This is a genomic window from Paenibacillus sp. IHBB 3054, assembly GCF_051594305.1.
In the GTDB taxonomy this organism is placed as follows: Bacteria; Bacillota; Bacilli; order Paenibacillales; family Paenibacillaceae; genus Paenibacillus_AQ.
On sequence record NZ_JBOFBG010000052.1, the window covers coordinates 1 to 14,117 of the forward strand.

General features: G+C 48.3%; 14 protein-coding genes and 1 tRNA gene. 13 read left to right on the plus strand and 2 right to left on the minus strand.

The window, feature by feature from the left end:
• Positions 1 to 387: 387 nt before the first annotated feature.
• The 11 genes from guaB (at position 388) to ACQ76X_RS32525 (ending at position 9,487) form a co-directional block, all read left to right on the plus strand.
• Positions 388 to 1,845, plus strand: a complete 1,458-nt coding sequence (gene guaB, locus ACQ76X_RS32475; RefSeq protein ID WP_038584466.1) for an IMP dehydrogenase — start codon at positions 388 to 390, stop codon at positions 1,843 to 1,845.
• 127 nt (positions 1,846 to 1,972) lie between these two features.
• A complete protein-coding gene (locus ACQ76X_RS32480) occupies positions 1,973 to 3,364 on the plus strand; it encodes a D-alanyl-D-alanine carboxypeptidase family protein (protein WP_438497908.1) in 1,392 nt (463 codons plus the stop codon).
• A 103-nt stretch (positions 3,365 to 3,467) separates the two neighbouring features.
• On the plus strand, positions 3,468 to 4,352 hold the full coding sequence (pdxS, locus tag ACQ76X_RS32485; RefSeq protein ID WP_342440278.1) for a pyridoxal 5'-phosphate synthase lyase subunit PdxS: 885 nt from the start codon (positions 3,468 to 3,470) through the stop codon (positions 4,350 to 4,352).
• Positions 4,353 to 4,371: 19 nt separating this feature from the next.
• The gene (gene pdxT, locus ACQ76X_RS32490) at positions 4,372 to 4,956 is read left to right on the plus strand and encodes a pyridoxal 5'-phosphate synthase glutaminase subunit PdxT (RefSeq protein ID WP_438497909.1); all 585 of its coding nucleotides are present in this window, start codon (positions 4,372 to 4,374) and stop codon (positions 4,954 to 4,956) included.
• Between the two features lie 86 nt (positions 4,957 to 5,042).
• Positions 5,043 to 6,332, plus strand: a complete 1,290-nt coding sequence (gene serS, locus ACQ76X_RS32495; RefSeq protein ID WP_438497910.1) for a serine--tRNA ligase — start codon at positions 5,043 to 5,045, stop codon at positions 6,330 to 6,332.
• A gap of 64 nt (positions 6,333 to 6,396) precedes the next feature.
• Positions 6,397 to 6,485, plus strand: a tRNA-Ser gene (locus tag ACQ76X_RS32500).
• Between the two features lie 220 nt (positions 6,486 to 6,705).
• Positions 6,706 to 7,044 (plus strand): ArsR/SmtB family transcription factor, encoded by a 339-nt coding sequence (locus ACQ76X_RS32505; RefSeq protein ID WP_438497911.1) that lies wholly within the window; start codon positions 6,706 to 6,708, stop codon positions 7,042 to 7,044.
• Between the two features lie 81 nt (positions 7,045 to 7,125).
• Positions 7,126 to 7,644 (plus strand): SRPBCC family protein, encoded by a 519-nt coding sequence (locus ACQ76X_RS32510; protein ID WP_438497912.1) that lies wholly within the window; start codon positions 7,126 to 7,128, stop codon positions 7,642 to 7,644.
• A gap of 142 nt (positions 7,645 to 7,786) precedes the next feature.
• Positions 7,787 to 8,128 (plus strand): hypothetical protein, encoded by a 342-nt coding sequence (locus ACQ76X_RS32515; RefSeq protein WP_341119299.1) that lies wholly within the window; start codon positions 7,787 to 7,789, stop codon positions 8,126 to 8,128.
• A 13-nt stretch (positions 8,129 to 8,141) separates the two neighbouring features.
• Positions 8,142 to 8,291, plus strand: coding sequence for a small acid-soluble spore protein P (locus ACQ76X_RS32520; protein ID WP_438497913.1), 150 nt, complete (start codon positions 8,142 to 8,144; stop codon positions 8,289 to 8,291).
• A gap of 104 nt (positions 8,292 to 8,395) precedes the next feature.
• Positions 8,396 to 9,487: a hypothetical protein gene (locus tag ACQ76X_RS32525; protein ID WP_038584489.1), complete on the plus strand. Its 1,092-nt coding sequence runs from the start codon at positions 8,396 to 8,398 to the stop codon at positions 9,485 to 9,487.
• 98 nt (positions 9,488 to 9,585) lie between these two features.
• Here ACQ76X_RS32525 and ACQ76X_RS32530 read toward each other — a convergent pair whose 3' ends face one another.
• A complete protein-coding gene (locus ACQ76X_RS32530) occupies positions 9,586 to 10,164 on the minus strand; it encodes a GNAT family N-acetyltransferase (RefSeq protein ID WP_438497915.1) in 579 nt (192 codons plus the stop codon).
• Between the two features lie 30 nt (positions 10,165 to 10,194).
• Positions 10,195 to 10,698, minus strand: coding sequence for a tRNA adenosine(34) deaminase TadA (gene tadA / locus ACQ76X_RS32535; RefSeq protein WP_256718266.1), 504 nt, complete (start codon positions 10,696 to 10,698; stop codon positions 10,195 to 10,197).
• A 320-nt stretch (positions 10,699 to 11,018) separates the two neighbouring features.
• Between tadA and ACQ76X_RS32540 the strand changes: the two genes are divergently transcribed.
• Together ACQ76X_RS32540 and rluF are read left to right on the plus strand one after the other, a co-directional pair.
• A complete protein-coding gene (locus ACQ76X_RS32540) occupies positions 11,019 to 13,346 on the plus strand; it encodes an ATP-binding protein (protein WP_438497917.1) in 2,328 nt (775 codons plus the stop codon).
• On the plus strand, positions 13,336 to 14,037 hold the full coding sequence (rluF, locus tag ACQ76X_RS32545) for a 23S rRNA pseudouridine(2604) synthase RluF (protein WP_076114079.1): 702 nt from the start codon (positions 13,336 to 13,338) through the stop codon (positions 14,035 to 14,037). The genes ACQ76X_RS32540 and rluF overlap by 11 nt, the downstream gene beginning before the upstream one ends.
• The last annotated feature ends 80 nt before the right edge of the window (positions 14,038 to 14,117 follow it).

Genomic DNA, 14,117 nt, shown 5'->3' on the forward strand with positions numbered 1-14,117 from the left:
GGTTAAAGTGCAAATGGTGGTAGTTAAAGCAATATATAGGCTAATCCCGCACCCTGAAACTACGAATGTACATATACAATAAATTGGATTCTTATAGTGATAATGTCCACTGCATACGGACTTTCGTCCAAGAATTCGCTTACCCGGTGACCGTTTTCCGATTCCCTCCTCCGATGATGTAATATTCTTGACAGGCCAAAAACCCTTTGCTAAGATGGCAATAATATATTTTTGGACAAGCATCTCAAACGTTAATTGAAGATACGGATATGTATAACTTCGCTGTTTAATTCGGTGTCTATCGGATATGGACTTCAAACCGGAGTTTCTTCATTTATAAAGTTTGTGGGCGGTTAGAATAAAGATAATCGAGGAGGAATGACCCAGGTGTGGGAAGATAAGTTTGGTAAAGAAGGTTTGACGTTTGACGATGTGCTGTTGGTGCCGCGCAAATCCGAGGTACTGCCGAAGGAAGTGGATCTGGCCACGGTACTGAGCAAAAATGTGAAGCTGAATATCCCTCTGATGAGTGCAGGCATGGATACAGTCACAGAAGCAGCTATGGCGATTGCAATTGCCCGCGAGGGAGGCATTGGCATTATTCATAAGAATATGTCAGTGGAGCAGCAGGCTGAAGAAGTAGACCGCGTAAAGCGCTCCGAGAGCGGTGTTATTACTAATCCCTTTTCTCTAACGCCAGAACACTGGGTTTCCGACGCTGAAGTCCTGATGGGTAAATACCGTATTTCCGGAGTACCTATCGTTGATGAAAGCAATAAGCTGGTTGGGATTCTGACCAATAGAGATCTGCGTTTCATTCATGATTTTAATATTCAAATTAAAGAAGTGATGACCCATGAGAATCTGGTCACTGCTGCGGTTGGCACTACTCTCCAGGAAGCAGAAGGTATCCTTCAACGCCATAAGATCGAGAAACTGCCGCTTGTAGATGAGAACAACATTCTTAAAGGTCTGATCACGATTAAAGATATAGAAAAAGCTATTCAATTCCCGAACGGAGCAAAAGATGCTCACGGCCGTCTGCTGGTGGGTGCGGCAATTGGTATTTCCAAAGATACTTTTGAACGTACAGAGGCGTTGGTGAAAGCCGGCGTTGATCTGATTACGGTAGATTCCGCACACGGGCATCATATTAATATTATTGATGCTGTCCGCAAGTTGCGTGAACTGTACCCGGATCTTACGATTGTTGCCGGTAACGTGGCAACCGGAGACGCAACCCGTGAATTGATTGAAGCTGGCGCTTCTGTAGTCAAAGTGGGTATTGGACCGGGATCAATTTGTACCACACGCGTAATTGCCGGTATCGGTGTTCCGCAAATTACGGCCATTTACGATTGTGCAACGGTTGCCCGTGAGTACGGCATTCCGATTATTGCTGACGGGGGTATCAAATATTCCGGTGAGGTTACCAAAGCGATTGCTGCGGGAGCATCTGCGGTTATGATGGGAAGCCTGTTCGCCGGAACGGAAGAAAGCCCGGGCGAATCTGAGATTTATCAGGGACGTAAATTCAAGGTATACCGCGGCATGGGCAGTATGAGCGCCATGAAGCAGGGCAGTAAAGACCGTTACTTCCAGGATGATGACAAGAAGCTAGTTCCAGAAGGTATTGAAGGAAGAGTGGCTTTCAAAGGTTCGCTCTCTGATACGGTTCATCAGCTGATCGGCGGGCTTCGTTCTGGTATGGGGTATTGTGGAACGAAGACGCTGGAGGAACTGCGCAATGATACATCTTTCATCCGGATTACAGGAGCCGGGTTGCGTGAAAGTCACCCTCATGATGTACAAATCACCAAGGAAGCTCCCAACTATTCCCTATAATTAGGCGGTTTCGATAAATTACGGACAGACAGGACTAAATTCGTCCTGTCTGTCTTTTTTTGCAGGTACCCCTGTGTTAGAATAGAACAAGCAATGGATATGAGGATCAAAAGGAGAGTAGTAATCATTGAAGCACAAGCGAAAATTTAGCAGTAAACAATTTGTGATTAAGACAGCGACAGTAGGTCTGCTTTTAAATATGTTAGCTTCTCCAGTACATTCGGTGTTCGCTGATGAAGTGAAGACACCGGCAACAACAGAAAAGGGTACTGCTGCTGGCAATACTACGGCGAAAGCTGCAGTCAAGATTCCTGGTATAGAATCGCTGCAACTCGAAGTAGATTCAGCAGTGTTAATTGAGCCTACTACAGGCGAGGTGCTTCTGTCTCTGAATGCCGACAAGCCTCTGCCTCCGGCAAGCATGACGAAGATGATGACCGAATACCTGGTTGCAGATGCCGTGAAGAATGGCCAGATTTCCTGGGATCAGAAAGTAGTTGTTCAGGAAAATGCCTCCAAGCAGATCGGCTCGCGTATTTATTTGGCTGAAGGCGATGAACATACGGTAAGAGAGCTATACATAGCAATGGCCGTTGGTTCTGCTAATGATGCCACCGTAGCGTTGGCTGAGCTTGTTTCGTCATCGGAGCAGGAATTTGTAGCTCTAATGAATGAAACTGCAAAGAAGATGGGAATGAAGACGGCTTACTTTATCAATTCTACCGGTCTTGACCGTGCCGATATGCCGGCTAAGTTCCAGCCCAAAGTCGATCGTGAAACCGTAATGTCAGCCATGGACGCAGCGATCCTTGCCAAATATATCGTAACGGACCACCCTGATTTTACAGAATTCACAACCATTCAGTCTTATAAGTTCCGTCAACGGGATGACAAACCGATGGTTAACTACAACTGGATGCTGGAAGCGAACAAGGATATCGCCAACTTTAAGGCATACGCTTATCCCGGCCTTGACGGGCTGAAGACAGGACATACCAACAATGCCGGCAACTGTTTCACCGGTACGGCTGTTCGCGACGGTATGCGGCTGATCAGTGTCGTTATGGGAGCCAACTCGGAAGCACACCGTTTCACAGAAACCAAGAAAGTACTTGATTTTGGCTTCAATAATTTCGAAATCAAACAGGTAGTGGGCCCTAAAGCCGTAATTGCCGGCAATGAAACAGTGCCTGTGCAAAAAGGCAAAAACAAAGATGTGTCCATAGTTACCGATGCCGGAGTTACTTTTATCGTGCCTAAAGGAACGGTTGCGCCACAGATTAACACAGCGGTTACCGTTAATGATGCAGCAACACTGGTAGCCCCGATTACCAATGCTTCCAAAGTGGGCAAGGTTACTTACTCCTACAAGGTTGAAGGAATGTCTCAGGTTCAGGAGAAGACGGTCAATCTGATTACCGCAGAGGAAGCGGAGAAGGCTGGCTGGTTCAAGCTGCTGATGAGAGCAATAGGCGAATTTTTCAGCGATTTGTTTACAGGAATTAAGAACCTGTTCTAGGGCGGTAATGTCTGGTGCAGTGGATAATCCGAGTAAATAGGTTGTATATATAGCCGCCTTGCGGTAAAGTGGCAAGTTAGATAAGATCAATCGGGAGGCTTGAATCATGGAAACTGGAACATCGCGAGTTAAAAGAGGCATGGCAGAAATGCAAAAAGGCGGCGTCATTATGGACGTCATGAATGCAGAGCAAGCGAAAATTGCCGAGGCTGCGGGTGCAGTAGCTGTAATGGCTCTGGAACGCGTACCTTCTGATATCCGCGCAGCAGGCGGTGTAGCCCGGATGGCTGATCCTACAATCGTAGAAGAGGTTATCAAAGTGGTAAGCATTCCCGTTATGGCCAAAGCCCGTATCGGTCATTATGTAGAAGCGAAGGTTCTTGAATCTCTGGGCGTGGATTATTTGGATGAAAGCGAAGTGCTCACGCCTGCCGATGAAGTATTCCATATCAACAAACGTGAGTTTACAGTTCCTTTTGTCTGCGGAGCGAAAGATCTGGGTGAAGCGCTGCGCCGTATTAATGAAGGAGCTTCGATGATCCGCACCAAGGGTGAACCGGGAACGGGTAACATTGTTGAAGCCGTGCGTCATATGCGTTTTATCAACAGCCAGATCCGCAAGGTAACCAACTTGTCCAAAGACGAGCTTTTTCACGAAGCTAAGACTTTAGGTGTTCCTTACGAGCTGCTGCTTGAAGTTCACGAGCTCGGCAAGCTGCCGGTTGTTAACTTTGCCGCAGGCGGTGTAGCTACTCCGGCTGATGCAGCCTTGATGATGCATCTTGGTGCGGATGGTGTATTCGTCGGTTCCGGTATATTCAAATCGGACAACCCCGAGAAATTTGCCCGGGCGATTGTGGAGGCAACTACTCACTTCACTGACTATAAACTGATCGCTGAAGTATCCAAGAACCTCGGCGCGCCAATGAAGGGGATTGATATCGCAACTCTGACTCCGGCTGAACGTATGTCGGAGCGCGGCCGTTAATAGAGAGAAGGTTGTCCGGATGAAAATAGGAGTGTTGGCGCTTCAAGGCGCCGTAACAGAACATATTGTCAGTATAGAGAAAGCCGGGGCTGAGGGTCTGCCCATCAAGCGTGTAGAGCAGCTGGCTGAGGTCCAGGGGCTCATTATACCTGGTGGAGAGAGCACAACGATAGGCAAGCTGATGCGCAAGTATGGTTTCATTGAAGCGATACGCGATTTTGCAGGCTTGGGCAAGCCTATTTTTGGAACATGTGCCGGCATGATTGTACTGGCGAAGAGAATCGCCGGCGGTGAGCCCGGACATCTCGAACTGATGGACATTACCGTTGCCCGGAATGCTTTTGGCCGCCAGCGGGAAAGTTTTGAATGTAATCTGGAGGTTAAAGGGATAAATGAGCCGGTGCGTGCCGTCTTTATCCGCGCTCCTCTTATTAATGAGACGGGTCCGAATGTGGATGTGCTCACGGTTTACAATGATGAGATTGTAACTGCCCGTGAAGGCAATCTGCTGGTCTCCTCCTTTCATCCGGAACTGACAGAAGATTACCGGCTGCACCAGTATTTTGCCGATATGGTAGAGGCAAGTCTGGCAGCCAAACAATAGAACTGCATATAAGAACATTCTGACTCTTTCAGTGCTGCAAAACAGCAATTTGAAAGAGTTTAGGCTGTTTTCAGGAGGGAAACTTTGTGCTAGATGTAAAAGTATTGCGCAGTGATTACGCAAAGGTAGAAGAGGCGCTTAACAAACGCGGTAAATCGCTCGATTTGATCGCCGGATTTCCGCAGCTGGATCTGCGCCGCCGTGAGCTGCTGCAAGAGACAGAGGGTTTGAAGAACCGCCGGAACATTGTTTCCGGTGATGTTGCCAAGAAGAAGAAAAACGGCGAACCGGCTGATGATTTAATTGCAGAGATGCGGACCGTTTCCGACCGCATTAAAGAACTCGATGATGAAGTGCGTGTTCTGGAGACTCAGATTGACGAACTGACGATGAGTATTCCGAACATTCCGCATGAATCTGTACCGGTAGGCAAATCCGAGGAAGAGAATGTTGAATTGCGCCGCTGGTCGCAGCCAAGAGAATTCGGATTCACTCCAAAATCACATTGGGAGCTGGCACAGCAGCTGGATATCATTGATTTTGAAGCTGCTGCTAAGGTAACCGGCTCCAGATTTGTTTTCTATAAGGGACTTGGAGCTCGTCTTGAACGTGCCCTGATTAACTTTATGATGGACCTTCACAGTGGAGAGCATAATTATGAAGAGATGCTGCCGCCGTATATCGTCAACAAGGATAGCTTATATGGTACAGGCCAGCTTCCGAAGTTTGAAGAGGATCTGTTCAAGCTGCGGGATACCGAGTACTACTTAATTCCTACGGCTGAAGTCCCAGTGACGAATTACTATCGTGAGGAGATTTTGACAGCGGCAGACCTACCCAAATATCATGTCGCTTACAGCTCCTGTTTCCGTTCTGAAGCAGGGTCGGCAGGACGTGATACCCGCGGACTTATCCGCCAGCACCAGTTCAACAAGGTGGAGCTGGTGAAGCTCACCACCCCTGAGACCTCGTATGAGGAGCTTGAGAAGATGACTGCGGATGCGGAGCGTGTACTGCAGCTTCTGGGGCTGCCATACCGTGTCCTGGGCCTATGCACCGGAGATATGGGCTTTACTTCGGCTAAGACTTACGATTTGGAGGTTTGGCTGCCGGAGAGCGGCATGTACCGTGAAATCTCCTCTTGCTCCAATACGGAGGACTTCCAGGCGCGCCGGGCAAATATCCGTTTCCGCAAGGAACCCAAATCCAAGCCGGAGTTTGTTCATACGCTGAATGGCTCTGCGCTTGCTGTCGGCCGGACGGTCGCCGCTATTCTGGAGAACTACCAGCAAGAAGATGGCAGCGTCCAGATTCCAGAGGCCCTTCAGCCGTATATGCGTAATGTAAAATGTATTAATCCTAAAGTTTCTCAATAATACAGTTGCTTATTGTTTGTATTGTGTGGTACAATTCCTAATGCATGTGAAATTTAGATGCATTGGAGAGGTACCGAAGCGGTCATAACGGGGCGGTCTTGAAAACCGTTAGGGTGCAAGCCCACATGGGTTCGAATCCCATCCTCTCCGCCATTCCTTTTAATTGAATGAATTTACAGATAGAAGTCGCCTTCCTTGGAAGGCGGCTTTTTTTGTACGGCAGGTTGAGGAAAATAAGGTTGTGGAATTAATCTTTAAATATTCCTTTACAGGAATATTCACATAGTGGTACATTTGTATCGAGCAAGGGAATACAAAAGCCAGACACTTAATGAAGGGTACGTACCTTCACAGCTAAGAATGGATGATGACTATGAATTCGAATGTCATGAGTGCCTTGGCAGAGCCTAACCGCCTGCAGATTGTTGAGCTTTTGCGCGAACGCCCGCTAACTGTAGGGGAAATCGCTGAAAGGCTGCAACTGCGCCAGCCTCAAGCATCCAAACATTTGCGTGTTCTAAGTGAGGCTGGCATCGTGGAGGCCCAGGTGGACGCTAACCGCCGGATCTATAGCCTGCTGCCGGAACCTTTTCAGGAGCTGGAGGATTGGCTGAGGAGCTATCGTCACATCTGGGAGGAACGGTTCGACCGGCTGGATGACTACTTACAGAAAGTACAAGGTAAGCAAGCAGTAGAAGAGCAGCAAGATTGAATAAGAGATGATGGATGAGCTTTGCGAACGCTGTGGTAGAACTGTCTTAACCCACTAGGAAAATCGAGGAGGAATTTAAAAATGGCAAATGAAATGGTATCCAAGGTAGAGGATAAGGTACTTATTCTGGAACGTGAGTTCAATGCCCCTCGGGAGCTGGTATTTCAGGCGTTTTCGCAAGCAGAGCATCTGAAGCATTGGTGGGGGCCGAGAGGCTGGACGCTGCCGGTATACCATATGGATTTCCGCGTGGGCGGAGTCTGGCATTATTGTATGAAGTGCGAGGACAAGAACCAGGGTGATTTCTATGGTATGGAATCATGGGGCAAGGGTGTGTACCGTGAGATCGTTGCACCAGAGAAGATCGTGTATGTAGATTATTTCTCCGATGCGGAGGGCAACGTTGCAGATAATATGCCTGAGACACTCGTTACCCTAATCTTCGTCGAAACAGAAGATGGGACTAAAGTCATTAATCGCGCGGAATATGCGACAGCAGAAGCACTGCAGCAGGTGCTGGATATGGGTATGCTGCAGGGCATCACGGATACCTGGAACAGACTGGTTGAGCATTTGGACTCGATCCGGAAGATCGGTTAAAGGATAAAAGTCCTGCATATACGAAGGTCATTCCTCTTAGAAGGAGTGATCTTTTTTTATTCTTATTTATGGAACCTGTTCCAGAGGGAATAAAAATCCTCTTTTCTCCGCAACGTATTAGAGAAGGAGGCTGATAAGAACAATGAACCGACAATTGGAACTGGACCAGCAAAGTCTGGTTACCGCATGGCAGGAGCGTCTGCCTGCACTGATGGAGGATGGAGACAGCTTTAGCGTGCAGGGAGATGCAGCTGACCAGAACAGTCTGCTGATTCATTTCAATGCGGCAGGGCGGCAGGATTATTCTCTTGATTTTCGCTGCACTTATGTCGATAGCCGTGAAGTGGCTGTGAATCTGATTGATGCCGAGCAGAGCGGAAGGCATACCGATGAGCGTACCGATGCCGTACAATTGCTGGCCCAGCAGTATACAAGACAGATTCATGAATGTGCACAAGCGCTACAAGATTTGACTAATCCATAGGGAGGAATTAAAAATGAGCAAGCCTAAAAGTATGCCGGTTCCCGGGGTAGACACCAATCATGAGCCTAGAGGAGAACACCATTCTTCAGCGCCCAAGCCGCTTTCCGGCTCCAAAAAGGTCAAACAGGCTAACCATGTAGCTCATCATAATCCGCAGGGATAACACCTTCGGAAAAGAAAGGAGAAATGAACTGTTTCCCCTTTTTGCCAAATGGTTTATCATTAGGAAGGGGAAACAATTTTTTTACATGGGAGAGGAGAACAACAATGAACAAAAAATGGGGGTTATCCGCTTCCGCATTGCTGCTTGCAGCTGCAATTATTTTGCCGGGATGCGCGAACAAACAAGAGGCACCAAAAGAGGCCCTGAAATCGGCCGCCGCTAAAGCGACTGCATTGACTTCATATGAAATGAAGAGCAAGCTAGTCATTAACAACCTGACTGTGGAAGCCGGTGAAGGTACAACGGATGCTACGACAGGTATGGTGCTCAGTATGCTGAAGAATGCTGATATTTCCGTGAATGGGGTATATCAAGCGGATCCGATGCAGACAGAAATGACTATGGTACTGAACCTGAAGGGTGATATGGCGATGTCCTTTAACATCCCTATGGTAATGACCGCAGAGAAGATGTACGTCAAAGTACCGTCGATTCCGTTCTTGCCGCTTCCGGAGACAATTGTAGGGAAATACGTAGAGCTTGACCTGAAGGAACTGGCAGAGCAGGGCGGCACCGAATGGAGCCCGGCTTCAGTAGACACGCAAAAAATGCAAAAGCTCTCCAATGAAGTAGTAAGCACACTGTTGGCCGAGTATGATGAAGAGAAATATTTTACCGACATCAAACCTAAAGATGCGGCATTGCCGGAGGATGTCAAGGCTAAACAAGTGGTTCAGTTCCAGGTGACCAATGACAATGTCAAAGAAGCACTTACAATCCTCGTGAATAATGCACTGCCGAAGATTATTGATATTGTGGGTAAGGAAGAATACAAGACTATGCTGCAAATTGACGAGGCTGATTTAGCCAAAGCTAAAGAAGAGTTGCAGTCCAGCGAGACCCGTGCTGAGGTCGACAAAGGATTGGCTGATTTGAACAAGTATCTTACGATCAACCAATTTAAACTTGATACTGCGATCGACAAAGATAGCTTCCCTGTATACCAGAACTTGCTGATGGATATCATCGTCAAAGATCCTGAGCAAGGAACGAACGTCAGCCTGTCATTAACCGGAAGCAACCAATACAGCAAAGTTAATGAGAAGCAGACCTTCACGATTGGCATCCCTCAGGGGGATGATGTAGTTACAATGGAAGAGCTGCAACAGCAGTTCGGTGGAATGGGCACTTATTAATCTAAGCAACATAGAAATCCCGCATGCGTGCGTATTGTTCGCGATCATGCGGGATTTTTTTGTCCAAATATAAGAATTTATATGCTTCACGCTATAAATTATCCTTCTATTTCTCGCTGAAACGGATAGTAATCATCAGCCAGAATAGCGTAGGTGCGGTGGTCCTGCCACTGACCGTTGATTTTAATGAAACGCCGGGCAATTCCTTCTGCCTGAAACCCGTTCTTCTCCAATACACGGCGGGAGCCTTCGTTATGCAGCAGGATGCAAGCCTGTACCCGATGCAGCCCAAGAGCATGGAAGGCATACTCCAGGATTAAGCCTACAGCGGCGCTGGTATACCCTTTTCCTTGTACCTCATGGTCAATAAAATACCCGATATCGGCATATTGTCCGACGCCACGTACCACATTGGAAATGGTAACCTGCCCAATTAATTGTCCGTCCAGCAGGAAGATGCCAAACATATAGGCTCTATCCTGACGGGCATCCTCCAAACGCTGGCCAACGAGCTGCTTCTGGCTTTCAAGGGTAAAATAATCGTCCTCGCGCAGTGGTTCAAACGGCTGATGCTGTACCTTGTTGCGCAGGCGCAGCTGAAGCAGCTCATCTGCATCCTGGAGCTGCAGCAGGGAGAGATAGATAACATGAGACGTATTGTACAGTTTAAGAGACATATGATCCTCCTTGGTCATTTCTGCAAATAACTATAGCTTGGACGGCTTCTGGCGCAAGCGGCGGAAAAAGGAAGTCAGCAGATCCGCACACTCCTCCTGCAAGATACCTTGAATGACTTCGGTCCGGTGATTGAACCGCGGTTCCTCCAGGAGATTCATGAGGGTGCCTGCACAGCCGGCTTTAGGGTCTGTTGTGCCATATACCGTGAGAGGGACTCTAGATTGAACCATGGCCCCCGCACACATCGGGCAGGGCTCAAGGGTAACGTAGAGCCGGCAATCAAGCAGCCTCCAGGAGTTCAAAGCTATACTGGCCTCACGAATGGCCACCATTTCAGCATGAGCCGTAGAGTCCATTGTGGTCTCACGCAGATTGTAGCCGCGCCCGATGATTTCGCCATGGCGGACAATTACTGCTCCGATGGGTACCTCGCCGAGTGCCTCTGCTTTGCGGGCTTCCGCAATCGCCTCCCGCATCCAATATTCATGAGCCTCCCGCTCTTCGGGCGGCAGTTCATTAAGTAATATATTCAAGTGCATCTTCCCTTCGTATTCTGTACCTTGTGCAACGAACAAATATTCGTTCTGAACAAATTGTGTATAACTCTGTGGATAACCGCCGACTTATACACAATATTGTACACATCAGAATTTAATAAATTGTTTATATGTGTATAGCCTGTGGATTAACCTTATGTTTTTCTTATCCATTGTAGAGAAACTCCCTATAAAATTCAATGCTTCGCAAAATATGCCCCGTCTCTGAAATGTCTTTTCAAATGGATAGGCAAAAGGTATGATATTCATGAACACTCCGCTAGGATTTACCAGCGGATAAGAGGTGAAAAAGCAGCTTGTCCATAAAAACAAAATTATCGGCTATTATTTTTGGTTCGGTACTGCTGATCCTGGCGCTCAATCTTACACTGAATCTTTACGCGGCCCGGGATAATCTGCGTAATGAAAGTGAAAACAATATGAAGATGACCGCCATGCAGATTGCCGTTTCAGTCGAACAGAGCAGCTATAGCTCGAACTATGTGCAGTATCAGCTGGCCCAGAACCTGCGGATGGCTGCCATTTTAGCCTCTGAAGAGCTTGACCCGGATATCAAGAATGTGAAGAATGAACAGCTGGTGTACCTGGCGGATAAGCTCGGTGTGTCTAATATTTCACTTCTGGTCAAGACTAATGATGATATAGTGGTTGCCAAATCGTCTGATCCTGGTGAGATTGGACTGCCTACCAAAGGAATGGGGTATTGGTACGTCGCATTTCTCGAGCTGTTTGCCGGTCAGAAAGTATCCGTTCAGCAGGGGCAGAGCCTTGAGAATTTCTGGTCCGGACCTTTTGAATATTCGACTTCCAATCCTAAGTTCATTGAAAAGTGGGGATATTATCACGATGCCTCGACTAACTACATCATAGATCCTTACATCCGCAGTACAGCAGTGAGTGATTACGTCAAAATTATGAATCCCGACGAGATCGTTCAGCAGTCCAAAGAGGTCAATCCGGGACTTCTGGAGGTCACAGGAATCAATCCCAAAACCTTTGCCTCTGCAAGCATGATGCCTAATGGTGAAGACCGCGTGAATGAGAAGCTGCGCAGCCGTCCTATTAAATTCGGCACCTATATCTATGGCAATGTGGAAGAGGATAAGTCGGCGATGATGGCAGCCCTCGGCAAAGGGCAGCCGGTCACGCTGGATACGGAGGCTCTTGGCAAAAGAGTGCTCAAAAGCTTCATCCCGATCAACCAACCGGGTGCTGATGATTATGTCGTCTCTGTAGTCATGGACTATTCGGTCATTTCTTCGGTCATCAAAGACCAATTGTTCAATAATATCACTACTTCATTGTTGCTGCTTATCATTTTTTTCGTGTGCAGCTATGTGCTTGCCGGTGTGGTAACCCGTCCGATCCAGGATATTCTGGCCAAGGTCAATGATGTGGCAAAAGGCAAATTTGAGCCGCCGTTAAAGGTGGACAGCCGCGATGAGCTGGGACAGCTGGCCCACAGGATTAATGCGATGACCTCCCATCTTTCCCAGCATACGAACCGGCTAGGGCAGACGCTGGAAGAGAACCGGGCGGTTAAAGAACATTTGGAATCGGTGATCAACGGTACCTCCGATGCGATTCATACTGTAGATATGGATGGACGGATCATCAGTACGAACAGAGCATTTGAGGATCTATACGGCTGGAGTGCCGCAGATGCCCTGGTTAAGCCGCCTTATCTGGTGCCGGCTACGGTGCAGAAACAGGAAGAAGAAAGGCTGAGGGAGCTGAAGAATGGCGCTGTTCTGCTTCCGGTAGAGACTGTACGGCTGAAGCGAGACGGCTCGATGGTCGAAGTCAGTGTCAGCACCTCGATCATTCGCGACGAAGAGGGACGGCCACAGGCCTTTGTCCACGTATCCCGTGACATGACAGAGCGCAACCGGATCGAAGAGCTGCTGAGGCGCTCAGAGAAGCTGACTACGGTGGGACAGCTTGCCGCCGGGGTTGCCCATGAAATCCGCAATCCGCTGACAACACTAAGGGGATTCCTGCAGCTTCAACAAGAAAAGCAGGTGCTGGTCCCGCTGCACATTGACTTAATGCTCTCCGAACTGGAGCGAATTAATCTTATTGTGAGTGAATTTCTGATTTTGGCCAAGCCGCAGGCAGTTCACTTTCAGCAAAAGGATGTCCGGCACATTCTAAATGATGTAATTTCCCTTCTGAGCAGCCAGGCCCATCTCTTTGGCATAGAGTTTGAGTCACGGTTCGCAGAGCTGCCGGCAACGGTGCATTGCGAGGAGAACCAGCTTAAGCAGGTGTTTATTAATATCGTCAAGAATGCCATTGAAGCGATGCCGGACGGTGGAACCATCACGCTGGAGCAGTATATGGATGAAGACTCCGTTGTTATTGTGATCTCTGACGAGGGAGGCGGCATTCCCGATTATATGCTGCCCAAGCTGGGTGAGCCGTTCTATACCAATAAAGAGTCGGGTACAGGACTTGGGCTGATGGTCAGCCAGCGGATTATCCAGGCTCACAAAGGCAGTTTGGAGATCCGTAGTGAATACGGTTGCGGGACGGAAGTTATTATTAAACTGCCCGCACCAGGTGAACCTGCTGCAGAGCAGGGCATGAATAGAGAACGGAGTGAAGACAATCATGAGAATTAATAAATTCATCAGTGAGACAGGCTATTGTTCACGCCGTGAAGCAGACAAGCTGGTGGAAAGCGGTAGGGTTACCATTAACGGTGAGCCGGCCGTACTCGGCAGCCAGGCCGTTCCGGGCGATGAAGTACGGATTGATGGCAAGTCGCTGGAAACGGGAAGCCAGATCGTCTATATTGCGCTTAATAAGCCGGTAGGCATCACATCGACCACGGAAAGCCACATTCAGGGGAATATTGTTGACTTTGTCGGGCATCAGGAGCGCATCTTTCCGATCGGCCGATTGGACAAGGACTCAGAGGGGTTAATTCTGCTTACCAATGATGGAGACATCGTGAACAAGATATTGCGGGCCGAAGGCAAGCATGAGAAGGAATACGTAGTCACTGTAGACCGGCCTGTCACGCCTTCCTTCATTACCGGGATGTCGAGTGGAGTGAAGATCCTGGGCGGCAGAACGCTGCCCTGTGAAGTGACAAGAATGACAGAGCGGGTATTCCGCATTATCCTGACTGAAGGCAAGAACCGGCAAATACGCCGCATGTGCAGCGCCTTTGGTTATGAGGTCAGAAAGCTGCAGCGCATCCGGGTCATGAATATCCGCCTTGGGACGCTGCAAACCGGAGAGTGGCGCGAGCTGTCGCCTCAGGAGAAGCAAGAGCTCGGGGAAATGCTAAACTATGAGCTGCAGTAGCCATTAAAAAAGTGCTGCCAAAGAAAGCAAAGAGCTGTTCCAGAAGATCTCCCGCGGGATCTTTGGAACAGCTCTTTTAT